This is a genomic window from Mucilaginibacter gracilis, assembly GCF_003633615.1.
Classification (GTDB): Bacteria; Bacteroidota; Bacteroidia; order Sphingobacteriales; family Sphingobacteriaceae; genus Mucilaginibacter; species Mucilaginibacter gracilis.
The window spans coordinates 3,678,360-3,703,057 of record NZ_RBKU01000001.1 but is presented as its reverse complement, the minus strand read 5'-3'; the positions used below and the strand labels follow the sequence as shown (position 1 = coordinate 3,703,057).

The window sequence follows — 24,698 nt, the reverse complement described above, 5'->3', positions numbered from 1 at the left end:
ATAATACTTTATAAAAAACTATTAATTAAACATAAAGCGTAAAAGAATCTCAACAACTCAATACGCCTATCTCAATACTAAAATTATGTCAGTACTTGTATTCGCAGAAAATGCCGACGGGAAGTTTAAGAAATCAATTTTTGAAGTGGTTTCGTATGCTAAGGCTATAGCTGCTCAAAATAACACCAGCTTAGTTGCTATATCTATAGGCGATGTGGCCGAAGACGAATTAGCCGGATTAGGTAAATACGGCGCCGATAAGGTGCTTAACGTATCAACAACTCAATTAAAAACTTTTGTTAACCAGGCCTATGCATCGGTAATTGCCGAAGCGGCCAAAAAAGAGGGTGCAAATATCGTGGTGCTATCCAACTCGTTCTCGGGCAGGGGTTTGGCACCACGTGTAGGCGTAAAGCTGGAAGCCGGCGTGGCCGATGGTGCAGTAAGTTTGCCCCAACAAACCGACGGCAAGTTTTCGGTTAAAAAAACAGCCTTTTCGGGAAAGGCCTTTGCTACAGTAGAGCTTACCTCTGCTAATAAGGTTATTGCTTTAACGCCCAACTCTTATAAAGTAGTTGATGGGGGCAACGCAGCCCCTGTTGAAACTTTTAGTGTTGAGGCCAAAGAAAGCGACTTTAAAACCATGGTAAAAGAAATTGTTAGGGCAACCGACAAGGTTTCGTTACCGGATGCCGAAATAGTTGTTTCGGCTGGCCGTGGTTTAAAAGGGTCAGAAAATTGGGGTATGATAGAAGAGTTGGCCAACCTGCTTGGCGCAGCTACAGCCTGCTCAAAACCGGTATCGGATGCCGGATGGCGCCCGCATAGCGAACATGTTGGGCAAACAGGCATAGCTGTCAGTCCAAATTTGTATATTGCCGTCGGTATTTCGGGAGCTATACAGCATTTGGCTGGCATAAGTTCGTCAAAAGTTATCGTAGTGATAAACAAAGACCCCGAAGCACCGTTTTTTAAGGTAGCCGATTATGGTATTGTTGGCGATGCTTTTGAAGTGGTACCAAAATTAATAGAAGCTGTTAAGCAATATAAGGCTTTGGCATAAGGCTTTAAAAATAGAATTGTTGTTGATGTGATGGGTAATAGCATGAAAAAGATTAAGCTCGATATTGTTGGGCTTTCGTACAGTCAAACTCAATCGGGCGCATACGCGTTGGTTTTGGGCGAAGTGAATGGCCGCCGCAGGTTACCTATTATTATTGGTAGTTTTGAGGCCCAGGCTATTGCGATAGAAATTGAAAAGATGAAGCCCAGCAGGCCGCTTACGCACGATTTGTTTAAGAGTTTTGCCCTGGCCTACCAAATAACCATTAAAGAAATTATAATTTACAACCTGGTTGACGGTATATTTTACTCCAAACTAATTTGCACCGATGGCAAAAAAGAAGTGGAGATTGATGCACGCACATCCGACGCTATTGCTATGGCGGTTAGGTTTGAATGCCCTATTCATACCTACGAGTTTATTTTATCAACCGCAGGTATTGTAATTGAGGGTAATGATTTTGTTTACCTCGAAAACATTAACGATACTAACGAAGATAGCACCACCGTTACTACACACTCAGGCGGCTTTGGCGCTTTAAGTACCGACGAACTTAAAACCAAACTACAGGAGGCCCTAGGCGATGAAGCCTACGAAAAGGCAGCCAAAATTAGGGATGAATTGAATAAGAGAAAAGCATCTTAAAATAAAAAAGGGAAGGTATTAATAAACACCTTCCCTTTTTTTATTGGCTTTAAATTCTATTAAAAATTCAAGCCGATGTTGATAGCCGAAACACTGTTGCTGATTGTTGACCCTGAATTACTTTTCGCAATATCTATTACGCCACCTTGTCCGCTAACTTCAATAAAGAAGTGGGCAGTACCAGATACCGGGAATTTTACGCCTATACCCAAGTCCAGGCCGGCATCGTTATCATTAAAAATACTTTTCACGTCCTGACTATTTACCGCTGTTTTAGCACTTGTTAAAAAGCTAACGTATGGCCCAAAATTTAAGTACCAATTTTTAGTGTGCCCAAAGTGCCAGTTTGCCAATAACGGCACGGTTAAATAATCTAAGTTAAAATTTGTGATAGTGCTGCCAATATATCCGTTGGCCCAACCTTTTTGGTCGTAAAGCACCTTGGCTTTAAAACCCCAACTATCAGAAAAATAATATTCACCGCCAATGCCTGCGTTAAAACCGCTCCTGTAGTCGGCATTTGTGTTGGTGGTGGTTACTGTAGAACCGTTATAACCAAGGGTTACGCCAAATTCGGTACTACCTTTGGTTTGTGAAAACGCCGCCGGGCATAAACCTAATACTAAAATTAATGTTGATAATAGTTTTTTCATAAGTGTGATAATTTTGTGCGAATATATAAATTGTATAATAATATATGTTTACCTACCAATATTTTTTAACGTAATTTTATATGGCCAAATCCCAGGCATTAATTTCATAAATGTTTAATCGCTAAGGGGGGGCTTATATTACTACGGTTGTTAAGCGAGCTATGGCTTATACCCACAATGTGTAGCACATAAGCGAAATTATTATTTTAAAAACAACCCGTATTTAAAGCAAAAATTGCTGTTTAAGGCACCAATTGTAACAAATAAAATTTTTTCTTCGGTCCTCTTTTATTTTTTTTCCTTCATAGCTTTTAGTATTCACATTTAATTCATTACTTTCCGTTTTTAATTGCTACTAATAATTACAAACACATTTTAAAACAGGTAATGTATGAATATTAAGTTCCGCTTAATACTGATGAATTTTATGCAATTTTTTATTTGGGGAGCATGGCTACTTACGATAGGTCATTACTGGTTCGATAATAAACTTGGTTCGGCTACACAATTCACAGCAATTTTTTCTACTATGGGTCTATCAGCTATTTTGATGCCCGCACTTACCGGTATTATAGCAGACAGATTTATAAATGCTGAGAAATTATATGGGATGATGCATATTTTGGGAGCACTAGTTCTTTTTTGTATCCCAATGGTGAAAGATCCAACCATGTTTTTTTGGGTGATGCTACTTAACATGATATTTTACATGCCTACACTTTCACTTTCAATTACGGTAGGTTATACAGCACTAAAAAATAGTGGTTTAGATGTGGTAAAAGTTTATCCGCCTATACGCACAACAGGTACTATAGGATTTATCGCTGCTTTATGGACGGTAAGTCTAACCGGCAACGAATCATCTGCAAACCAATTTTACATCGCATCGGTAGTGGCTTTGATACTCGGGTTGTTTGCATTTACATTACCAAAATGCCCACCGCTATTACGCAAAATTGAAAGTGGATCGTTAATAGACATGTTAGGTTTAAGAGCCTTTACTTTATTTAAAACTCCCAAATTCGCGATATTTTTCATTTTTTCGATGTTATTGGGTGCTGCATTACAACTTACTAACGCTTTTGGAGATGTTTTTTTGGGAGACTTTAGTAAAACCCCACTATATGCAGGTACGTTGGCGGTAAAATATCCGGCGATGATTATGTCGATATCTCAGGCATCCGAAACGCTGTTTATATTAACGATACCTTTCTTTTTACGCAAATTCGGTATCAAAAATGTAATGTTGTTTAGTATGTTAGCTTGGGTATTACGGTTTGGTTTATTTTCTTTCGGCAATCCGGGTGATGGCCTTTGGATGATAATTCTATCGTGCATCGTATATGGTATGGCTTTTGATTTCTTTAATATCTCTGGTTCGTTATTTGTGGAAACTCAGGCTGCTCCGGAGATACGCGGTAGCGCACAAGGTTTATTTATGATGATGGTTAATGGCTTTGGTGCATTTGGCGGAAGTATCGCCAGTGGCTTTATTATTGATAAATTCTTTCTTCATACAGATGGAAGTAAAGACTGGCATGGCATATGGCTAACTTTTGCCGCGTACGCTTTAGTGATAGCTATTATATTCCCGTTTGTATTTAGGTATAAACATAATTTGGCTTTAGCGCATGCTATTCAGGATGCACACCCTCCTATGAAGGGCGGGCTTGATTCGCCTTTGTAAATAAAGGCAATTGCCTGGTTTATTTTTTGCCCCCAAAACGTTACAGCTATTTGGGGGCATTTTTTTATTAGCAAAGCAACAATACTACTGGCTTACCTAAACAAAACCGGTATTAAAAAATGCTTTTTATTACACCCACAAATACCTATATTTTGTTATTGCGGTTATTTTATGTGAATAGCAGCTATTTTTGCTATTTTTAGTGGCACAACATGCTATCACATTTTATGAAGCGCCTATCCTATTCATTGGTAAATAAAAACAGATCTGCTGAATGAAAAAACATTACCGCCATGATAACGACTGCCTGAATTGCGGAACTGAGTTACAGGGACATTTTTGCCATGTATGCGGGCAAGAAAACCTGCACGTTAAGGAACCATTCTGGCATTTTTTGAGCCATAGTATTAGCCATTATTTTCATTTTGATGAGAAGTTTTTTGCTACATTAAAGCCGCTGTTAACTCAACCCGGTTTTTTAACACAGCAATATCTCGAAGGCAGACGCACCCGGTTTTTACACCCGGTGAGTATGTACATTTTTGTTTCTATCGTTTACTTTATTGTGATTCCGACGCTTCACCCAAAAGAAACCGAAGTACTTAAGACGCCTGCTGAGAACAGCGCACCAATAGTATCGGCAAAAGGGGACTCGGTAAAAACGGTGCAAACCAGTAAAACGGTAGTAAAAAAGCCAGTAAACAAAGCTGTTAAAGACACGACTGACGATGATGATGATGCGGGATCAGCGATCACCAAAAATGTAATGAGCCAGCCCCTTGTAAAAAAAGCTATGGCATTAGATAGCTTGAATAAGTTGTACAAGCAAAATCCTACAAGCGGTTTAAAAAAACAAATTGATAGCATATCGGCAACAACTACATCAACTGATGAAGACATCGAGGCAATCGCTAAAACCACTAAACACACGGGTTTTGTGCGCTGGTTGTTGAATATAGGCAAGGCAATCCGCAGTCCGGAGTTTAAAAAGGAATTTGAGCATTATCAGCCCAAACTTTATTTTGTACTGATGCCTTTGTTCGCATTCTTCCTGATGTTAAATTTCCGAAAAAATCACCGGTATTATGTTGAACACATTGTATTTACGATACACTTTTTTACAGCATTCTTTATTTTCGAAACTATTGTTGAGCCTATTAATCACTTCGTTTTTCACAATTCGGAAATCATTGAACTGCTTAGGGTAGCCGTTGTTTTGTGGTACAGCTATAGGGCGCTGAGGGTATTTTATGAACGGCGCCGGTGGGTAACTATTAGAAAAATGATAACCTTAGGTATATTTTTAGCTATCGCATTCAGTATATCGTATACCATTATTGGCTCGATAGTTTATATGCTGATCGAATAAATTGATGACAGCATGATTATAGTTATACAATGTAAAGATCAGGTGGGCCTGGTGGCGGCCATATCTGGCGTGCTGGCTAAACAGCAGCTCAATATTATAGCCATGCGCGAGCATGTTGATACGCAGGAAAGCCGCTTTTATATGCGCCTGCAAATTGAGCAAAGCACCAACGAACAGGCCCTTGCACTCGAAATGCAAACCGTACTGCCCACCGATGCAGTTATTACCATTAACCCGGTTCCGCAAAAAAAGATAGTGGTGCTGGTAACTAAAGAGTACCATTGCCTTGCCGATATTTTGATACGCCATTATTTTGGCACTTTTGGCGCATCGGTACTTGCGGTAATTGGCAACCACGCCACTTTGCAGGATATTTGCGCACGCTTTGATGTCCCCTTCACCCTGGTATCGCACGAGGGCAAAACCAAAACCGAATTTGAACAACACATAACCCGTATTGTAAAAGATTATAAGCCGGATTATATTGTACTTGCCAAGTTTATGCGAATACTATCGCCCCAGTTTGTGGCCGAGTTCCCCATGAAGCTGATTAATATCCACCACTCTTTTTTACCGGCATTTGTTGGCGCAAACCCCTATAAACAAGCGTTTGAGCGCGGTGTTAAACTAATTGGCGCAACAGCGCACTTTGTTACCAACGATTTGGACGAAGGGCCCATTATTGCCCAGCAAATAATACCCGTTAATCACTCGCTAAACGCTGCCGATATGATGAAAGCGGGTAAAGAGGTTGAAACATCGGTACTGGCTAAAGCATTGCGGCTGGTTTTTGAAGACAGGGTTTTTGTTTATCAAAACAAAACTGTTGTGTTTGATTAACCCATTTAGCACCAGCATAAAAAAAACCGCCTTCAATCATCAAATTAAAGGCGGTTTTTTATGTTTGTATTTGTACCGAAAACTGTTATTTCACCAACGTAACCTTTATGCTTGCTGTTGGCAAACCACTCGCCGATGCGGTTAGGGTAGCAACGCCTGGCGTTAACTTTGATTGTACTATGGCTAGTGCCAAACCATGAAAGGCTTTACGGCTGCTTAATTTAAACGAATCGTGGTCTACCGGGTTACCATTATCGGTTGCAGGTATAAACGCCTGGCCGTTTATTTTAAATTGGATAGCGTTATCGGCGTTAGGCACTACGTTGCCATCTTTATCTAAAATTTTTGCTGTTATAAACGATAAATCGCTACCATCGGCTTTAATTGTTTTTCTATCTGCAATCAGTTCAATTTTTGCGGGCGCACCGGCAGTTTTAATTTCGCTGGTTAAAACAACCTTTCCGCTTTTTCGCGACACTGCTTTAAGCGTTCCCGGCTCATATTTAAGTCGCCACATTACATGCAGGTCGTCACCGGTTTTATGCTTCACTCCCACCGATTTACCGTTTAAATACAATTCAACCTCGTCGGCATTGTTGTAGTACGCCCAAACGTCAACTGTTTTACCTGGCTCCCAGTTCCAATGCGGAAAAATATGTAATACAGGTTTAGTTGTCCATTCGGATTGGTACATATAGTACACATCTTTGGGGAAACCCGCCAAATCAACAATACCAAAGTACGAACTGCGCGAAGGCCAGCTATATGGTGTGGGTTCGCCTAAATAATCAAAACCCGTCCAGATGAACATGCCCGAAAGAAAATCATATTTCTTCATTACCTTCCAGGTGGCTTCGTGGGTTGATCCCCATGGTGGCCTGGTGTTATCGTAGGCAGATACATTGTTGCCTTCTCTTATAAAAGGTTTATCCCATCTTTCGGGCCAAACGCGGATACTATCCGATGGCATTTCATAATACCCGCGGGTTTCTAATCCCGAGGCAGTTTCGGTAGCAATGAATTTTTTACCGGGGTAACGGTCATGGAATTTGGCATAGTTATACTCATGGTAGTTATATCCAATCAGGTCAACAGCGCCCGATTTAACAATTTTATTACTGGTATCAGGCCTGTCATTAGCGGTAGTGATAGGCCTTGTTTTATCCAGGCTATGAATAATGGCAGTCAATTCAGGTGCAATCCTCAAGGCACTTGAATCGGCCTGCTGCGGAATTTCGTTACCGATGCTCCAGATCATGATGCTGGGGTGGTTACGGTCGCGCAGTACCTGGTCTTCTAGGTCGCGTTTATGCCATTCTTTAAAAAACAGGTGATAATCGTAGGTAACCTTTTTCCATTCCCAGCAATCAAAGGCCTCATCCATTACAATAAAACCCATTTTATCGCAAAGGTCTAGCAACTCAGGCGCGGGTGGATTGTGCGAGGTGCGGATCCCGTTGCAGCCCATTGCTTTTAAAATTTGCAATTGGCGCTCAAGGGCCCGGTAATTAAGGGCTGCACCAAGGCTACCCAAATCGTGATGATCGCAAACGCCTAAAATTTTTAGCGGCTTGCCGTTTAAAAAAAAGCCTTTATAGGCATCAAACTCAAAATAACGTATGCCTAATGGCGTAGTATACTCATCGGCAATAACACCGGCGTTTAAAACCTTGGTAACTACCCGGTACAAATACGGCCTATCAACCGACCATAGTTGCGGCTTGCTTACTTCTATATCCTGGTTAACGTTTATTACCGAATCGGCAATGGTTACTGTGTTTGTTTTTTTAGTGGCAACAATTACACCTTCCTGGTTAAAAATACTGGTTATCAATTGTAATTGCTGTGGTTTACCAACATAATTTTTAACAACTATTTTTAAATTAACCGATGCCTTTTGTTCGGTAACTTTGGGCGTAGTTACATAAGTACCCCAATTATCAACCGCCAGTTTATTGGTTGTTATTAACCAAACGTTGCGGTATATGCCCGAACCCGAATACCACCGTGAGTTGGGCTGAACAGAATTATCAACCTTTACAGCAAGCGTATTTTGACCGCCAAAATTTAGGTACGGGGTTAAATTGTACCTAAACGAGATATAACCATTGGGCCTGAAACCTAATTTATGGCCGTTTATCCAAACAGTACTTTTTTGATAAACGCCATCAAAGGCTATATAAACCTGTTTGTTTTTTGATGTAGCCGCAACTGTAAATGTTTTACGGTACCAGCCTATGCCGCCGGGTAACGCGCCGCCTTCGGGCGTAGCGGGGTTGTCTTTACTAAATTCGCCTTCCACGCTCCAATCGTGCGGTAAATTGAGCTTGCGCCATTTTGAATCATTCAGATCTGTTTTTTCACCGTCGCTAACGTCGCCCAAATTAAACGACCAATTTTGATCGAAATTTAACGTTTTCCGAACGGTTTGCTGGGCTAACGACGGTATAGTTAGCACGGCAATAGATAACAACAAAAGGTATAGTCTTTTCATTTGAGGTTAGTAAGGTGTGGTTATAATTATTAGCTAATGTATAATAAACACTTAATATTGGCAAGTTTGTAATTTATCAATATCCAACGGAATTAAAAACGCCCATAAAAAATTCAGGGGCACAAAAAAAGAACCAGATGAATAATCAAATGGTTCCTTTTTTTTACAGATAATTAATTTTACGATTGCTTAATTTCGTCTGCCTCCATTTGATGGGCAAGCGCATAATACTTTAGCTCTATCATATCGCCCGGAATGGTTTTACTGTTCCAGTGTTTATGGATGGATAGTGCTGCGCCAATAGCGGTTGCCTGCGCAACCGATGCCGCAAAAACTTCCAGATGTGGAAAGGCGGTGGCAAGCATATTCATATAAACTACGTTTTTACCAAAACCGCCGTCAACAAAAATGCGCTTAACGCCGGTATCTTGTATCACCAGCGTGGTTGATACTTGTTGCTGGGTCATGATGTCTTGTATCAAGCAATGGTAAGCTTCGTCATAAGATGAAAAAGCCGAAAGGTCGCGATCTCCAAATAACGATTGCTGCATGAGCACAGGGGTATTTGCATCGTCATTTTTGGCGGCCTTAACAAAACCGGCATTGTATTTTACCTTTTTGTATTGATCCAGCGGTTTTTTAAAATGTTCGGCTATGCGTTTGGTTTGCTTTTCGTGTTCATTACCGGCAAATAAACGAGATGCCTTTACAGGTTTACCATGATATTCCATGTAGCAAAGGCAATCTTTATTCAACTCATCGGTGGTAAGCGGGTTATTGTTGAACGGATTTAAACTGATGCACCATGTACCTGTAGAGATTAAAATAAACGGCTCCGAAAAACTGGTTAAATATGGGATAAGCGCCGCCGAACTATCGTGCAGCCCCGCTCCTACGTGATATTCATGCCCATCAATAACCTTGTTCATGGTAACATCCGACGGAAATATTGGTGCAAGTATTTTATCAATACCTTCCTGGTAAACCCAGTTGTGGTAATCGTTTTTAACAAAATCCCATAATTGGGTATGGCAACCGATGCTGGTAATATCCGAGTAGTACGAGCCCGTAACCAAAAAATTAAGGTACTGCGGTAAATGCAACGAGTATTTTATGCGGTTAAATAATTCGGGCTTTTTGTGCTTAATACGATATAACTGCATACCCGAGTTTAAGTTACCCAAAACCGGTGAAGCCGTTTGGCTTGATACCAGGGTTTCGCCACCGTATTTGGCGTAAAATTCGTCCTTAAGTTCGGCAGGGAAATCTTTAAGATAATTGCATAAAGGTGCGGTCACTTTTCCATCGTTATCTATGTGTACAAAGCTTGCCCCATAGGTTGAAAAATTAAGCGCCTTTACCTCAAATTTTTTAAGGCTCAATATATCAGTAAGCGATTGTTTAACCCAATTTGCTAACAGGTCGATATCTTCGCAGGGGTCGCCGTCATCGTCAACGGTTTCTTCAAAATTAACCGTGCGTTCCAGTACAATTTTGTAGTACTCATCAATTAAAAAGAATTTTTTGTTCGTCTTCCCAATATCAAAAATGGCTATTACCGGAACGCTCTTCATAGTCTAATTATAATCCTGTTGCTACTGTTTTCTCTCCACGTTCTTTAATCAGGTTCTCCCGCACTTTAAGGCTGCGATAAGCGCCAATAGGGTCTATAGCACCACCGGCACGCAGGCTTGCTTCGGATACCAAAGCACGCACATCCGTGCGGTAAGCCTTTTGTAAAATTTCCTGAGCCAAGGCTACATCGCTCACTTTTTGAGCAGCCTGCAAAGCAGCTTTATCAACTATTAATGCCTGTGCATAAGCTATCTGGATGGCCTGTACAGATTGTAATAAATCTTCGATAGGATCTTTAAGGTTGTGCGATGCATCTATCATCCAACCCAAATCAGTAGCATGGTTCATGCCACGGGCATCCATACCTTCAACTAATTCATTAAATATCAAGAACAATTGATAAGGGTTAATGCTACCTACGGTTAAATCATCATCGCCGTATTTTGAATCGTTAAAGTGGAAACCTGCTAAACGGCCCTCCATCAACAATAAAGATACAATTTGCTCGATGTTGGCATTTGGCAAATGGTGACCCAGATCAACCAAGGTAAAGGCTTTAGGGCCCAATTTGGTAACATATAGTAACGACTGGCCCCAATCGGCAACGGTAGTTGAGTAAAAATTTGGCTCGTAACATTTGTATTCTAAATACAATTTCCAATCATCGGGTAAGGCAGCATAAATTTGCTTTAAGCTATCTAAAGTGCGCTCAAATGCACCACGGAAATTTAACTGACCGGGAAAGCTCGATCCATCTGCCAACCAAACGGTTAACGATTTTGAACCAAGCGCAACACCCTGTTTAATAACCTCGATGTTGTGGGCTATAGCCTGATCGCGAACGGCCTTATCAACATGCTGCAACGAACCAAATTTATAACTTTCGGGAGCATCGGTCTGATCTTGAAACGTATTTGAGTTCATGGCATCAAACACCAAACCATGTTGTGCGGCAAGGGCTTTAATCGCCTGGTGGTTTTGTGGTATATCCCACGGAATATGCAAAGAAATGGCACCGCTTGATTTGTTTAGCGCATGCAAAATACCAACATCTTCTATTTTTTCTTCCAGACTACGTGGCTCGCCACCGCCGGAGAAACGACCAAAACGTGTACCACCCGTACCCAGCGCCCAGCTTGGAATAGCAATTTGGAACGCCTCCAATTTTTGCAAAACATCGTTTATATTGGCAACATCGGCTGCAACAAATTCAAACCGGCGTTTGTGATCGGCCAACAATTCGTTGTTAAAACCGTCAATTTTATACTTCTCTACTTGCATAATTTTTAGATTTGAGATATGAGATGTTAGATATGAGACATTAACTCTGTCTCTTTATTTTTTACTCCCTTATCTGTTAATAATTGGTTTCTTGTTATAACGATGTAAATTGATATTGAGATATGATTTCCGAAAACAATGTCTCAAATCTCATATCTCAATACTCAAATCTTACCTAACAAAGCCCATAGCAACGCCGCCATCAACGTTTAACACATTACCTGTTGATTTTGCAAGTAAGCCGCCCGTGAAAGCGAAACATGCGTTTGCAATATCATGAGGTAAAATAATTTCGTTTAATAAGGTGCGCTTGGCGTAATAGGCAGGCAGCTCGGCAACGGTTATACCGTATGCTTTTGCGCGACCCTCGGCCCAGCCACCGGCCCATATATTACTATCGCTTATAACAGCATCGGGGTTAACCACGTTAACCCGTATTTTATCGGCACCCAACTCGGCCGCATTTAAGCGGCTCAAGTGTAACTGTGCCGCTTTAGCCGAACCATAACCTGCGTTATTTGGCCCGCTTACCAAAGCGTTTTTGCTTACAATGTTAATAATATCGCCACCGGTAGCTTGCTTTTTCATTACGGCAACGGCAGCTTGGGTTACAAAAAACTGGCCCTTTACCAATACATCGTACAACAAATCCCAATCCTTTTCGGTATGGTCGGCAATTGATTTGGAAATTGATAAACCGGCATTGTTTACAATAATATCAACACCACCAAAAGCCAGAGCTGCGGTATCCATTGCCGCCAAAATCTGATCTTCTTTTGTTACATCCATTACCGCCGTAGCGTAAGAATCTTTACCATAAAGGCCCTTAAACTCTTCAGCCGCCGACTCCAAACGTTCGGCATTCATATCGTTCAAAATCACTACGGCACCTTCGGCTACAAACTTTTTGGCAATAGCTTTACCAATACCGCCTGCGCTGCCCGTAATTAAGGCAATACGGCCCGATAAGGCTTTAGGCTTTGGCATGCGTTGCAGTTTGGCTTCTTCCAACAACCAATATTCGATGTTAAAAGCTTCCTGGCGCGGTAACGAAGTGTATTCGGAAACAGCTTCGGCACCTTTCATTACGTTAATGGCGTTGGTATAAAACTCGGCAGCTACGCGGGCAGTTTGTTTATCCTTTGAGAAAGAGAACAAACCAACACCAGGGTACAATATAATTACCGGGTTAGCATCGCGAATGGCGGGGCTGTTTGGGTGTTTACAGGTATCGTAGTAATCCTCGTACATTTTGCGGTAAGCCTCAAATGCCGGGGCCAAACGTTCTTTAATAGCGGCAACGTCGCTCAAATCTTCATCAGGTGCTAACTCCAATACCAGCGGACTGATTTTGGTGCGCAAAAAGTGATCGGGGCAACTTGTACCCAATGGTGCCAAACGCTCCAGATCGTTAGAGTTGATAAACTCCAATACACGGGCATCATCAGTAAAATGGCCTATCATCAGCGTTTTGCTTGATGTAAAGCCGCGCAATATAGGTGCTAATTTAGCAGCCTGAGCCTTGCGGGCAGTTTCGTTTAAACTTTGTATTTTTTGGCCACCAAATACAGGGCCTTTTTTACCATAGTTGGCTTCAAGGTATTCGGCACATTTTTCAATTACCTCTAAGGTGTTGATGTAGCTTTCGTAAGCCGTATCGCCCCAGGTAAATAAACCGTGCGAACCCAACATAATACCACGGATGCCGGGGTTTTCATCTAAACAAGCTTTTAATTGTAAACCCAATTCAAAACCAGGTTTTTTCCATTCAACCCAGCCAATGGTTCCGCCAAACAGGTCTTGCGTAATTTGTTTACCATCTTTTGCGGCGGCAATGGCAATGGCTGCATCGGGGTGAAGGTGATCGATATGTGCAAAAGGTAAAAAACCGTGCAAAGGCGTATCAATTGACGGTGCTTTTGACGACAGATCGAAAATACAATGGTTAAACAGTTCAACCATTTCGTCTTCGTGCTCAACGCCGCGATAAATATTTTTAAGGCTGCGTAAACGATCAACATAAAGCGCCGCTAAACCGCTCTTTTTTATCGAACCCAGGTCGCCACCGGAGCCCTTAACCCACATTACTTCTGTTTCCTGACCGGTTAATGGATCTTTAGCCATAACCTTGCATGATGTATTTCCACCACCATAATTGGTCAACCTTAAATCGGCACCTAATAAATTAGAGCGGTAAATTAAAAGGGCAACTTCGTCGCCGGCCAATTCAGCGGCTTTCGCTTCGTCCCATAAATAGCTCACGTGCTTAAATTGTGTTGTGTTGATAGACATTGTTTGCTTTTTTGTATTAGTGTTTACTATTATTTTATTGCTTCAATTTGTGCTGTTTTAACCACTTCTTTATCCTTTACGTTATTACCGTAGCCAACCAGTATAACCGAAAGTAAAATAGTAATGATACCTATAATAAGGGTTGTTAACGCCTTTTTGCTTACACCCTTCCACTCTTTTAAAACGAGTCCCCACATGTTGGCAATCAGTATGATAAAAGCCATGTGTAATATCCACGAACTGGCCCCGTTACCTAATTTGCTTTCGCCCATACCGTAGAAAAAGAATTGCAGAAACCAGGTTGTACCAGCTAAGGCCGAGAAGATGTAGTTTTTTAATAATGGTGTTTTACCATCGGTATAGTTACCAAATGTTTTGTTACGGGCGTTCAATACCATACACCATATAAAGTTGGTAGTTAAACCGCCCCATAGTATTACTATGTAAGTAACATTGTTTTTGTATAAAAAATTGCGGGTGTCTGTAATGTGTTCGGCAGTTCGCCATGCCGCGTTAGCAGCATCGGCCATATGTGCGCCTGCATCAATACCAAAGGCAAAGCAGGCACTTAACACGCCAGATACAATAGCCACAGTAATGCCTAAGCCAAAGCGGTAATCTTTATTTTCGTTAACAGCAGCGCCCTCTTTGTTCAGGTCGCGTTCCTTTAAGGTGCCGGCCCTGCCGCAAATAACAATACCAATAACACATACAGCAATCCCTATTAAAACCAGTTGGCCCCAATGTGTTGAAGCCAGTGTACCGATACTATCCTTACCCGCACTTGGCGAAAACTCATAAAACACTGCCGGAACCAAAGCGCCAAATACCGAGCATAAGCCTAATATAATGGTGCTACCTAACGATACCCCTAAATAACGAACGCCTAAACCATAAGTTAAACCGCCTATTCCCCATAATAAGCCAAAAAAGTAGGTTAGCATTAATATACCACCATCTGTGGCTTTAATAATATCAACAAAATGCGGTACTGTTAACCATGCCGCTACCGGCGGAACGATGAGCCAGGAGAATATACCCCCAACTATCCAAAAGCTTTCCCATGCCCACCCCTTTACCTTTTTGTAGGGGATGTAAAAACTACCGGAGGCGAAACCGCCAATAAAGTGAAAAATTACACCGAAGATTACTTCCATTTATATTTAGAATTTGTTTAATGAATTGGTTTCATTTTTGAGAAAATAAAAATAGAAAAGGTGTTGGGTATAGCCGTCATGCACTGTCATGAAATTAGTGCTTTTATATTTAATTAAAGGTTAAACAGCTTTTTACCGGCTATTGATACCACAGGGCGGCCAAATAATAGCTTTTAACTTGCTCCATCTAAAATGCTTTTACCTGGCTGTTAACTTAAAATACTTGGTTGCCTTTGTACCATATTATTTAAAATGTGCGTAATCTTGCTGTTGTAAACCTATATGTGTTATTTAACGTTTTACCAATCTGCCCAAAACTGCAAGCCGGACCAATGAAACAACCACCAATATTCGAATGCATTTTTATTGATTATTACTCGTCTACGCCAAAATATCTGCAACTGGCAAATTCCATTATTAAAGCTATAGGCGAAGGTAAAATAAGCAAAAACGATATTCTGCCGTCAATCAACGAGTTAAGCTACAACTTTGAAATATCGCGCGATACTGCCGAGAAGGCCTATAAATATTTAAAAAAGATAGGGCTATTAGGTTCGGTGCCGGGTAAGGGTTATTATGTTAAAAGTACCGAACTTGGCCATAAACTAAAGGTGTTTTTACTGTTTAACAAACTTAGCTACCACAAAAAAATTATATACGATGCCATTGTTGCCGCCCTAGGCGAAATGGTTACGGTAGACCTATATATATACAACAACGATTTTTCGCTGTTTAAAAAGCTGCTCCAAAACAAAAGCGACGATTATACACATTATGTTATTATTCCGCATTTTGTGGAAGGCGGCGAAAAGGCTCACGAAATTATCAACACCATACCCAAAGACAAACTGATATTGCTGGATAAGGTTATACCCGGTGTTGAGGGTAATTACGCCGCCGTTTACGAAAACTTTGAAATTGATATTTACCATGCACTGGAGCAGGCCCTTCCACAGTTAAGCAAATACAATACCTTAAAAATCATCTTCCCCGAACACAGCTATTTCCCAAGCGAAATTTTAAAGGGCTTTTATAACTTTTGCCATCAGTACGCCTTTAATTTTAAGGTGATACATGATATAGAAACCGAAGAAATTGGCAAGGGTGAGGCTTATATTAACCTGATGGAAAACGACCTGGTTACCTTAATAGAACGCATTATTGCAACAGAGTTAAAAGTAGGTACCGATGTGGGCGTAATATCGTATAACGAAACACCGCTTAAAAAAATAATTTTGAACGGCTTAACAACCATATCAACCGACTTCCAGTCGATGGGCGAAAAAACAGCTTATTTGATACTAAACGGGTTAACAGAACACATCGAAACACCTTTTTATTTAACACTTCGGGCGTCGTTATAGTCTATAAAATCCGTGTGCTATGTTATTTTTATGTAAATAGCGCAAAAACTAACGTCAATTTGCCTGTTTTCCACCAAAAATCCGATCCGTTTTCTCAACAAAATTGGCTAAATTGAGCATCCTAAGCAATTTTTTTGGTGCATACCGCTAATACGCCGGTAAATTTTGCAATAACCAATAATTTGCCGTTCTTTATATCCGACTTTACACGTTTTCCGATATATGCTTTCTAAAAAAACTAAATATGCAATAAAAGCTTTGGTAAGCTTAGGTAAAAACATGGGAAATCCGCCTGTACAGATATCTAAAATTGCTGAGGAAGAAAAAATACCAAAAAAATTTTTGGAACAAATACTTTTGGACCTGCGGAATGCCGGCTTTTTATACAGCAAAAAAGGTGCGGGGGGCGGCTACAGCTTAAACAAAGACCCTAAAGAAATTTACCTTGTACAAGTAATGCGTATAACCGATGGCCCTATTGCTATGGTGCCGTGCGCCAGCCTTAACTTTTACCACAAATGCGAAGAATGCAAATCGGAACTAACCTGTGGCATCAGAAGTGTTTTTATTGATGTGCGCGATGTTACGCTAAAAATTTTAAGCGAAACCAGTATTGCCGATATTATTGATCGCGAAGTAAATTTGATTTCTTTAATCTAATTTAATTGTAACAATTGGGCCAACTCAAAATATTATCATATTAAGACTATCTTTTCTATATACTTTATATATATTTGTACCGGTGAGGCTGTCGGCACTTTTTTAACAATAAAACACCCGCTATACACTGTTGTATGGCAGGCAAATGAATAGTTTAAATAACGACAGAATTGTTTTAACGATTAACAAATACCTCTTCAGCCGTATGCCGAAGGGGAATTTTTTTTAAATGATAGCATTAAACTTAATATATGCAAAGCTTTAGAACCGAGTTAGAAAATCCGGTTATTGAAAAGGACATTATTGATCTGGAACAAAAGATACGTGCTTTTCGCGAAGGAAAAATTCATGACGAAAAATTCAGGAGTTTGCGTCTTGCCCGGGGTGTTTACGGCCAAAGGCAACCCGGTGTGCAAATGGTACGCATTAAATTGCCCTTTGGTAAAGTAACCTTTAAACAGCTTTTAAAAATTGCCGATATAAGCGACGAGTATGCCAGCAGCAACCTGCATTTAACCACCCGCCAGGATATACAGATACATTACGTGAGCCTTGAGCGCACACCCGAACTATGGGCAAAGTTAGAGCAGGACGATGTTACCCTGCGCGAAGCCTGCGGTAATACGGTGCGTAACGTTACCTCCTCGCCTACCTCGGGTATTGACCCTCGTGAGGTTTTTGATGTTTCGCCATACGCGCATGCCATGTTCAAATTTTTCCTGCGCAATCCTATTTGCCAGGAAATGGGGCGCAAGTTTAAAATCTCGTTTTCGGCTACCGAAGCCGATACCGCATATTCGTTTATACACGACTTAGGGTTTATCCCCAAAGTAAAAATTGAAAATGGCAAAGAAGTGCGTGGTTTTAAAATAATGCTTGGCGGCGGCTTAGGCGCACAACCGGCATTGGCCCACATTGTACACGAATTTTTAAACGAAGATTTAATTATACCTTACACCGAATCGGTAATAAGAGTGTTTGACCGTTATGGCGAACGTAATAACCGCAACAAGGCCCGTTTAAAATTTTTGATACAGAAAATTGGATTGGAAGAGTTTTTAAAACTTGTTGACGAAGAAACTATTGCCAACAAAGTTAAAACTTACATAATTGACCGTGATGCGGTTACCCAGCCAGAAATACCTGCCCAAACACAATTGGCCGAAGCTGTAATTGCAAATGAGTTACGTTACAAACACTGGCGGGCCACCAACGTGTTTGAGCAAAAGCAAAAAGGTTTTTTTGGCGTATATATAAAGGTAGAGGTTGGCGATATACCAACAGAACAGGCACGCCGGTTAGTTGCCGCTATAAAGCCTTACGTAGCCGATGAAATACGCATTACCCAAAACCAGGGTTTGCTTTTAAAATTTGCCCGCGAAGAAGCTTTACCCCATTTGTTTAATGGCTTAACCGAGCTTGGTTTAGCCGCGCCTGGTTTTGATAGTGTTGCCGATGTAACTACCTGCCCTGGTACTGATACTTGTAACCTGGGCATATCAAACAGCATGACGCTGAGTAAAGTGTTGGAGGATGTTGTTTACAGCGAGTTTGAGGACTTAATTTACAACCGCGATATTAAAATAAAAATTAGTGGCTGCATGAATAGCTGCGGCCAGCATGGTTTGGCACATATTGGTTTTCACGGCAGTTCGTTAAAAGCGCAGGGCAAGGTATTGCCATCGGTACAGGTATTGTTAGGTGGTGGTGTAGTTGGCGATGGCGTTGGCCGTGCTGCCGATAAAATTACCAAAGTACCTGCCAAACGCGCTACCACTGTTTTACGTGCCGTATTAAACGACTACCAGGCCAATACCAACGATAACGAATTATTTAACGACTATTACGACCGCCAGGGTAAAGATTATTTTTATCAATTGCTGAAACCAATTGCCGATTTAACCACCCTACAGGATGACGAATTTGTTGATTGGGGCCACGAAGAAACCTTTGCTACCGCTATTGGTGTTGGCGAATGTGCAGGTGTGGTGATAGATTTGGTAGCTACCTTGATATTTGAAGCTGAAGAAAAATTTGCCTGGGCGCAACAAGCCCATAACGAAAAACGCTTTGCCGATTCTATTTACCATTCCTACAGTGTATTTATTAGTGCTGCCAAGGCTTTGTTGTTAGATAAAGGTGTAAACAGCAGCACCCAGGCCGGTATTATACGCGAGTTTGATACCCAATATGTAGCTACCGGCGAAATTGAACTTACAGGCTCAACTTTTAATGATTTGATATTACAGATTAATAAAAACGAGCCGGGCGAAGATTTTGCAACTCAATATTTACAACAGGCAAATAGTTTTGTACAAAACGTTAAGGCCAAACGCGAAGCGTTAATACAATTACAATAAGTATAAATGGGTTCTTTGCCAAAATATCAAACACCGGGCACGGCGGCAGGTGGTACCAGCGAAGGTAACCAGTTGTTCCCTGTATTTTTAAAGCTTAACCAATTGCACACCCTTTTAATAGGTGCGGGCAATGTTGGGCTCGAAAAACTGAACGCCGTGTTAGCAAACAGTCCGCTTGCCAGGGTAACCATTATTGCCGATTACGTTTCGGATGAGGTTTACGAGCTTGCAGGCAAATTTCCGCAGGTAACCATCCATAACCGGTTGTTTACCGAAAGCGACCTTAACGATGTCAACCTGGTTATAGTAGCCACCGGTAACGAATCGTTAAATAATTACATTCGCGATGTAGCGCACCAACACAATTTGTTACTCAACGTGGCCGATAAGCCATCGTTATGCGATTTTTACCTCGGCTCTATCGTACAAAAAGGAGATTTAAAAGTTGCTATATCAACCAACGGAAAATCGCCAACGGTAGCCAAACGATTAAAAGAAGTGCTGAACGAAGGCATCCCCGACGAACTGGATACTACTTTGCAACAAATGAGCCGCTTACGCGATACCTTAAGCGGAGACTTTGCTCACAAGGTTAAAAAACTAAACGAAATCACCTCTGTATTAATAGAGCCCAAAGATGAAATCGCCGAAAGGAAGAATTTTAAATGGCTTATCTGGTGCTCTATCGTGGCATCTATAGCTATCACAATTACTGCCTTCTGGCTCAAAAACCCAGGCTTTCAAAGTTTTGTACAAACTATAAACCCGGTATTTTACTACTTTTTAGGAGCCAGTTTTATATTTGCTTTGGTAGATGGTGCTATCGGGATGAGTTACGGCGTTACTTCAACAACCTTCTCGTTAACTATGGGTATCCCTCCTGCTGCGGCAAGTATGGGAGTACACCTTTCCGAAATTATGAGCAACGGCATTGCCGGTTGGATGCATTACCGGATGGGTAATATCAACTGGCGCTTATTTAAGCTATTGTTAATACCAGGCATTATCGGTGCCGCTTTAGGGGCTTATGTAGTATCCTCGTTAGAGCATTACAGTATGTACACTAAACCTGCTGTATCGGTGTATACCCTTATATTAGGTATTGTTATTTTTAAAAAGGCCTTTAAGGGCAAACATAAAAAAGCAGATAAAAAAATTAAACGTATTTCCTTATTAGGTTTTGGCGGTGGTTTTATTGATGCTGTTGGCGGCGGTGGCTGGGGTTCTATTGTTTTATCGTCGCTCATAGCAGGGGGCCGCAATGCGCGCTTCTCATTGGGCACAGTTAAACTTTCCCGGTTTTTTATTGCCATGGTAAGCTCGGTAACGTTTATTTTAATGTTGAGCCACGGCAACCACTGGGAAGCCATTTTCGGCATGGTAATAGGTAGTGCGCTGGCCTCTCCTATTGCCGCAAGGGTATCAAACCAAATATCAACCAAAGCTATTATGGTTTCGGTAGCTGTTATTGTAATTTTGATTAGTTTATACAGCATACAAAAGTTTGTTGTAAAAGTGTTGTAAAGCCATGAGCAAAGCCGTACATAATATAAACGAGATAACTAGAGGGCTAACACCAGTTGAAGCGTTGAGCAAATTAGCTACCTTGTTTGCAGGTAAAATTATATTTTCTACCAGCTTTGGCTGGGAAGACCAGGTGATAAGCCACATTATATTTGCTAACAAGCTGCCTATTAAAGTTTTTACCTTAGAAACCGGCCGCCTGTTTCCCGAAACTTATTATGTATGGAACCGTACACTGGAAATGTATGATGCCAATATACATGCGTATTACCCGCAGGCTGCCACTGTAGAAAAAATGGTAAGCACCAAAGGCCCGAGCAGTTTTTACGAATCGGTTGAAAACCGTAAAGAATGTTGCGGCATACGTAAAATTGAGCCTTTAAAACGAGCTTTGGCCGGAAACGATGTGTGGATAACCGGCATCAGGGCCGATCAATCTGCCAATCGCGAAGAGATGCACAATGTTGAATGGGACGAAGGCAACCAACTGGTTAAATTTCATCCTATATTTGACTGGACTTTGCAAGAAGTAAAACAATACATAAAAAACAATAACGTACCATACAATCCTTTACACGATAAGGGTTTCCCCAGCATTGGCTGCGCACCCTGTACGCGTGCCGTGCAACCGGGCGAAGATTTTAGAGCTGGAAGATGGTGGTGGGAAGATCAATCAAAAAAAGAATGCGGCTTGCATGCAACTGAGGCACACGAAGAAACTTTTTTTGAAGAAGGTAGTAATTAGCATATTGATATGAGTAGAAACAAACTGGATTATTTAGACGATCTGGAAGCTGAGGCGATATATATTTTACGCGAGGTAGCCGGGCAATTTGAAAAGCCTGCCCTGATGTTTTCGGGCGGTAAAGATTCTATTACGCTGGTGCGTTTGGCCGAGAAAGCTTTTCGGCCGGGTAAATTTCCTTTTCCGCTGGTTCATATTGATACCGGACATAATTTCCCTGAAACCATTACCTATCGCGACGAGATGATTGCCCGCATTGGCGAAAAGCTGATAGTTGGCCACGTGCAGGACTCGATAGACCAGGGTAAAGTTATTGAGCAAAAAGGCAAAAATGCCAGCAGGAATGCCTTACAAACCGTTACTTTGCTTGATACCATTGCCGAACATAAATTTGATGCCTGCATAGGTGGTGCCCGCCGCGATGAAGAGAAAGCCAGAGCCAAAGAGCGTATATTTTCGGTACGCGACGAATTTGGCCAATGGGACCCAAAGCGCCAGCGCCCCGAGTTATGGAACATTTACAACGGCAAGATACATAAAGGCGAAAATGTTCGTGTTTTCCCGATAAGCAACTGGACGGAATTGGATGTATGGAACTACATACGTCGCGAAAACATTGCGCTACCATCAATTTATTTTGCACATGAGCGCGACGTGATAACCCGTAACGGGCAGCTAATGGCCGCTGCCGAAGCTTTGAACATGGATGCCGATGATATTATTTCGCGCAAAAATGTACGCTTCCGCACTGTTGGCGACATGACCTGCACTGCAGCGGTAGAATCGTATGCGTTTGAAATTGACGATATTATTAACGAGATAAGCGAATCGAAAATAAGTGAACGCGGTGCCCGTTTGGATGATAAGGTGAGCGAAGCCGCTATGGAAGACAGGAAAAAGGGCGGTTACTTTTGAGTTAAGACTCAAGAAGCGAAAATCAGGAATTAAGATAACCGTCTTAAACCAGAATTTTTGGAATTTAGGAATTGACAGAATTGCCTTCCAAAACGTAAATTAAAACAAACTACAAAGCGTCATTGTGAGGTACGAAGCAATCTCTAAGCTTTACAGGGTGAACTTAAAAGACGTTACCTTATAACAACGGGTGACATAACACAAATAAAAATAAAAGTCTTCCCTTGCGGGGGGTAGATTTAGACAGGGCTCATGGACATATTAAAATTTTTAACTGCTGGTAGTGTTGATGATGGTAAAAGCACATTAATTGGGCGTTTACTGTACGATAGTGAATCTATTTTGGCCGACCAGCTTGAGGCTTTGCAAAACTCTAATCGTAAAAACGACGATGGCACCATCGATCTGGCTATATTAACCGACGGCTTAAAGGCCGAACGCGAGCAGGGCATTACCATTGATGTTGCCTATAAATACTTCCAGACCGAAAAACGTAAGTTTATTATTGCCGATACCCCGGGTCATATTCAATATACCCGTAATATGGTTACCGGAGCATCAAATGCCGACCTGGCTATTATATTGATAGATGCCCGTAAAGGGGTTATTGAACAAACCATTCGCCATTCGTACCTGGTATCGTTATTGGGGTTGCCGCATGTGGTAGTTGCTGTTAACAAAATGGATATGGTTGATTACGATGAGGAAGTTTTTAACAATATTGTTAAAAATTACCGCGCCATGGCTGCCAAACTTAACCTTGGCGAAATAACTTACATACCCGTTAGCGCCTTAAAAGGTGATAACATTGTTTACAAAAGCGACCGTATAACATGGTACGCCGGCAAAAGCCTGCTTAACCATTTAGAAACCGTAAAAATTGCCGTTGACGACAGCACCGACCATGCCCGGATGCCCGTACAATGGGTGATTAGGCCACAAACCGACGAACTGCACGATTATCGCGGATACGCTGGTCGGGTATTAAGCGGGTCGTTTCGTGTAAACGATAAAGTTACCGTGCTGCCATCTGGCTTTAGCTCAACCATTAGCCTTATCGAAATATTTGATAAGCAGCCCCAGGAGGCTACCGCAGGCCAAAGCGTAACCCTGCATTTAACAGATGAAATTGACATTAGCCGCGGCGATATATTGGTTAATGCCGCCTACCAGCCAAAAGTTGCACAACTGATACAGGCCGATGTTTGCTGGATGGATACCAAACCTATTGACCAAAGCCTTACCTACCTGGTGCAGCACAACAGTAAAATAACGCGCTGCAAAATAGCCGAGATTTTATATAAGGTTAATATTAACACTTTAGAAAAAGTGGAAACCGATGTTTTTAATCTTAACGACATAGGCTCTATCATTATAAAAACTGCCGAGCCCCTGGCCTTTGATGCCTACCAGGACAATAAAGCAAACGGTGGTGCCATAATTATTGATAGCCGCACCAACTTAACCGTGGGCGCATTAATGTTTAGAGCCATAGCCGATTAAAAATGAGACCGTTGTTGCAAACATGTTATTAAAAACATAAATTTATAGCCATGGAAAAAACCACCATTAAATGGAGATTAGCAACCGCAATTATTTTAACTTCGTTAGGTTTTTTGTATTACCTCGCTTTTGTGCTATACCTGATGATGGGCATCCCGGTAGACAAGGTACATGCTGAGATGACCAATAGCTGGCCTTCGTTCCTGGCAGATTATGTTTCTTTTTTGGTTCCTGTTTTTTTAATGGTATCGTTATATTTTTGGTACACCTACTCGGTAGATACCAAGCCTCAAAAAGCTGCTGAGCCCGAATATTTTTTTGAATTTAAAAAGGTTGAAAAACCTGCCCTAATAACCCGCCAACCCCAAACTGATTTTGAACGCGTTAATATCAAAGCAAGTGGCACTTGGCAGGCTGAGAACGGTGAATAATTATGGCCGATAGCCGGCAGTAATAATTATGCAATTAATATACTCGCTTTCAAAGCATTAAGCCGTAATTTCATCGTGCATTCAAGTGAACTAAGTTTTAAACCATTGTTGACAATAATATTACATGTTTAAACAACAAT

Annotated in this window: 19 protein-coding genes; 13 read left to right on the top strand and 6 right to left on the bottom strand. The window is 41.3% G+C overall.

The window, feature by feature from the left end; translation table 11 throughout:
- Nucleotides 1–85 precede the first annotated feature (85 nt).
- Together BDD43_RS16245 and BDD43_RS16240 are read left to right on the top strand one after the other, a co-directional pair.
- Nucleotides 86–1,063 carry an electron transfer flavoprotein subunit alpha/FixB family protein gene (locus BDD43_RS16245; protein ID WP_121198660.1) on the top strand — a complete coding sequence of 326 codons (978 nt, stop codon included), beginning with the start codon at nt 86–88 and terminating at the stop codon, nt 1,061–1,063.
- A gap of 42 nt (nt 1,064–1,105) precedes the next feature.
- Nucleotides 1,106–1,708, top strand: a complete 603-nt coding sequence (locus BDD43_RS16240; RefSeq protein ID WP_121202003.1) for a bifunctional nuclease family protein — start codon at nt 1,106–1,108, stop codon at nt 1,706–1,708.
- Between the two features lie 59 nt (nt 1,709–1,767).
- On the opposite strand, the gene BDD43_RS16235 is transcribed toward BDD43_RS16240, so the two are convergent.
- Nucleotides 1,768–2,361: a porin family protein gene (locus BDD43_RS16235; RefSeq protein ID WP_121198659.1), complete on the bottom strand. Its 594-nt coding sequence runs from the start codon at nt 2,359–2,361 to the stop codon at nt 1,768–1,770.
- A 391-nt stretch (nt 2,362–2,752) separates the two neighbouring features.
- Here BDD43_RS16235 and BDD43_RS16230 point away from each other — a divergent pair, with 391 nt between their 5' ends.
- From BDD43_RS16230 to purU, 3 genes are all read left to right on the top strand, one after another.
- Nucleotides 2,753–4,048: a nucleoside permease gene (locus BDD43_RS16230; protein WP_121198658.1), complete on the top strand. Its 1,296-nt coding sequence runs from the start codon at nt 2,753–2,755 to the stop codon at nt 4,046–4,048.
- Between the two features lie 274 nt (nt 4,049–4,322).
- Complete coding sequence (locus BDD43_RS16225; protein WP_121198657.1) at nt 4,323–5,417, top strand: DUF3667 domain-containing protein; 1,095 nt, start codon at nt 4,323–4,325, stop codon at nt 5,415–5,417.
- Nucleotides 5,418–5,429: 12 nt separating this feature from the next.
- Complete coding sequence (purU, locus tag BDD43_RS16220) at nt 5,430–6,257, top strand: formyltetrahydrofolate deformylase (protein ID WP_121198656.1); 828 nt, start codon at nt 5,430–5,432, stop codon at nt 6,255–6,257.
- A gap of 85 nt (nt 6,258–6,342) precedes the next feature.
- On the opposite strand, the gene galB is transcribed toward purU, so the two are convergent.
- From galB to rhaT, 5 genes are all read right to left on the bottom strand, one after another.
- The gene (gene galB, locus BDD43_RS16215; protein WP_121198655.1) at nt 6,343–8,751 is read right to left on the bottom strand and encodes a beta-galactosidase GalB; all 2,409 of its coding nucleotides are present in this window, start codon (nt 8,749–8,751) and stop codon (nt 6,343–6,345) included.
- 179 nt (nt 8,752–8,930) lie between these two features.
- The gene (locus BDD43_RS16210; protein WP_121198654.1) at nt 8,931–10,325 is read right to left on the bottom strand and encodes an FGGY-family carbohydrate kinase; all 1,395 of its coding nucleotides are present in this window, start codon (nt 10,323–10,325) and stop codon (nt 8,931–8,933) included.
- 7 nt (nt 10,326–10,332) lie between these two features.
- Complete coding sequence (locus BDD43_RS16205; RefSeq protein WP_121198653.1) at nt 10,333–11,607, bottom strand: TIM barrel protein; 1,275 nt, start codon at nt 11,605–11,607, stop codon at nt 10,333–10,335.
- A gap of 171 nt (nt 11,608–11,778) precedes the next feature.
- A complete protein-coding gene (locus tag BDD43_RS16200; protein ID WP_121198652.1) occupies nt 11,779–13,899 on the bottom strand; it encodes a bifunctional aldolase/short-chain dehydrogenase in 2,121 nt (706 codons plus the stop codon).
- Between the two features lie 29 nt (nt 13,900–13,928).
- Nucleotides 13,929–15,056: an L-rhamnose/proton symporter RhaT gene (gene rhaT, locus BDD43_RS16195; protein ID WP_121198651.1), complete on the bottom strand. Its 1,128-nt coding sequence runs from the start codon at nt 15,054–15,056 to the stop codon at nt 13,929–13,931.
- 332 nt (nt 15,057–15,388) lie between these two features.
- On the opposite strand from rhaT, the gene BDD43_RS16190 reads away from it, so the two are divergent.
- The 8 genes from BDD43_RS16190 (at nt 15,389) to BDD43_RS16155 (ending at nt 24,558) form a co-directional block, all read left to right on the top strand.
- A complete protein-coding gene (locus BDD43_RS16190; protein ID WP_121198650.1) occupies nt 15,389–16,420 on the top strand; it encodes a GntR family transcriptional regulator in 1,032 nt (343 codons plus the stop codon).
- 222 nt (nt 16,421–16,642) lie between these two features.
- Nucleotides 16,643–17,080, top strand: a complete 438-nt coding sequence (locus BDD43_RS16185; RefSeq protein WP_121198649.1) for an RrF2 family transcriptional regulator — start codon at nt 16,643–16,645, stop codon at nt 17,078–17,080.
- A gap of 251 nt (nt 17,081–17,331) precedes the next feature.
- Nucleotides 17,332–19,440 carry a HEPN domain-containing protein gene (locus tag BDD43_RS16180; protein ID WP_121198648.1) on the top strand — a complete coding sequence of 703 codons (2,109 nt, stop codon included), beginning with the start codon at nt 17,332–17,334 and terminating at the stop codon, nt 19,438–19,440.
- 6 nt (nt 19,441–19,446) lie between these two features.
- Nucleotides 19,447–20,964: a TSUP family transporter gene (locus BDD43_RS16175; RefSeq protein WP_121198647.1), complete on the top strand. Its 1,518-nt coding sequence runs from the start codon at nt 19,447–19,449 to the stop codon at nt 20,962–20,964.
- Nucleotides 20,965–20,968: 4 nt separating this feature from the next.
- Entirely contained in the window at nt 20,969–21,709 is a 741-nt protein-coding gene (locus tag BDD43_RS16170) for a phosphoadenylyl-sulfate reductase (RefSeq protein ID WP_121198646.1), read from the top strand.
- 9 nt (nt 21,710–21,718) lie between these two features.
- Nucleotides 21,719–22,624, top strand: coding sequence for a sulfate adenylyltransferase subunit CysD (cysD, locus tag BDD43_RS16165; protein WP_211339683.1), 906 nt, complete (start codon nt 21,719–21,721; stop codon nt 22,622–22,624).
- Nucleotides 22,625–22,876: 252 nt separating this feature from the next.
- A complete protein-coding gene (locus BDD43_RS16160) occupies nt 22,877–24,127 on the top strand; it encodes a sulfate adenylyltransferase subunit 1 (protein ID WP_121198645.1) in 1,251 nt (416 codons plus the stop codon).
- A 50-nt stretch (nt 24,128–24,177) separates the two neighbouring features.
- Nucleotides 24,178–24,558 carry a hypothetical protein gene (locus BDD43_RS16155; RefSeq protein WP_121198644.1) on the top strand — a complete coding sequence of 127 codons (381 nt, stop codon included), beginning with the start codon at nt 24,178–24,180 and terminating at the stop codon, nt 24,556–24,558.
- Nucleotides 24,559–24,698: the final 140 nt, after the last annotated feature.

Excerpts from the sequence above, each read along its gene's own strand:
- BDD43_RS16155 (WP_121198644.1), top strand. The coding sequence starts at position 24,178 with ATGGAAAAAACCACCATTAAATGGAGATTAGCAACCGCAATTATTTTA.
- BDD43_RS16190 (WP_121198650.1), top strand. The coding sequence starts at position 15,389 with ATGAAACAACCACCAATATTCGAATGCATTTTTATTGATTATTACTCG.
- rhaT (WP_121198651.1), bottom strand. The coding sequence starts at position 15,056 with ATGGAAGTAATCTTCGGTGTAATTTTTCACTTTATTGGCGGTTTCGCC.
- cysD (WP_211339683.1), top strand. The coding sequence starts at position 21,719 with ATGAGTAGAAACAAACTGGATTATTTAGACGATCTGGAAGCTGAGGCG.
- BDD43_RS16185 (WP_121198649.1), top strand. The coding sequence starts at position 16,643 with ATGCTTTCTAAAAAAACTAAATATGCAATAAAAGCTTTGGTAAGCTTA.
- purU (WP_121198656.1), top strand. The coding sequence starts at position 5,430 with ATGATTATAGTTATACAATGTAAAGATCAGGTGGGCCTGGTGGCGGCC.
- BDD43_RS16170 (WP_121198646.1), top strand. The coding sequence starts at position 20,969 with ATGAGCAAAGCCGTACATAATATAAACGAGATAACTAGAGGGCTAACA.
- BDD43_RS16175 (WP_121198647.1), top strand. The coding sequence starts at position 19,447 with ATGGGTTCTTTGCCAAAATATCAAACACCGGGCACGGCGGCAGGTGGT.
- BDD43_RS16200 (WP_121198652.1), bottom strand. The coding sequence starts at position 13,899 with ATGTCTATCAACACAACACAATTTAAGCACGTGAGCTATTTATGGGAC.
- BDD43_RS16230 (WP_121198658.1), top strand. The coding sequence starts at position 2,753 with ATGAATATTAAGTTCCGCTTAATACTGATGAATTTTATGCAATTTTTT.
- BDD43_RS16225 (WP_121198657.1), top strand. The coding sequence starts at position 4,323 with ATGAAAAAACATTACCGCCATGATAACGACTGCCTGAATTGCGGAACT.
- BDD43_RS16240 (WP_121202003.1), top strand. The coding sequence starts at position 1,106 with ATGAAAAAGATTAAGCTCGATATTGTTGGGCTTTCGTACAGTCAAACT.
- galB (WP_121198655.1), bottom strand. The coding sequence starts at position 8,751 with ATGAAAAGACTATACCTTTTGTTGTTATCTATTGCCGTGCTAACTATA.
- BDD43_RS16160 (WP_121198645.1), top strand. The coding sequence starts at position 22,877 with ATGGACATATTAAAATTTTTAACTGCTGGTAGTGTTGATGATGGTAAA.
- BDD43_RS16210 (WP_121198654.1), bottom strand. The coding sequence starts at position 10,325 with ATGAAGAGCGTTCCGGTAATAGCCATTTTTGATATTGGGAAGACGAAC.
- BDD43_RS16205 (WP_121198653.1), bottom strand. The coding sequence starts at position 11,607 with ATGCAAGTAGAGAAGTATAAAATTGACGGTTTTAACAACGAATTGTTG.
- BDD43_RS16235 (WP_121198659.1), bottom strand. The coding sequence starts at position 2,361 with ATGAAAAAACTATTATCAACATTAATTTTAGTATTAGGTTTATGCCCG.
- BDD43_RS16180 (WP_121198648.1), top strand. The coding sequence starts at position 17,332 with ATGCAAAGCTTTAGAACCGAGTTAGAAAATCCGGTTATTGAAAAGGAC.
- BDD43_RS16245 (WP_121198660.1), top strand. The coding sequence starts at position 86 with ATGTCAGTACTTGTATTCGCAGAAAATGCCGACGGGAAGTTTAAGAAA.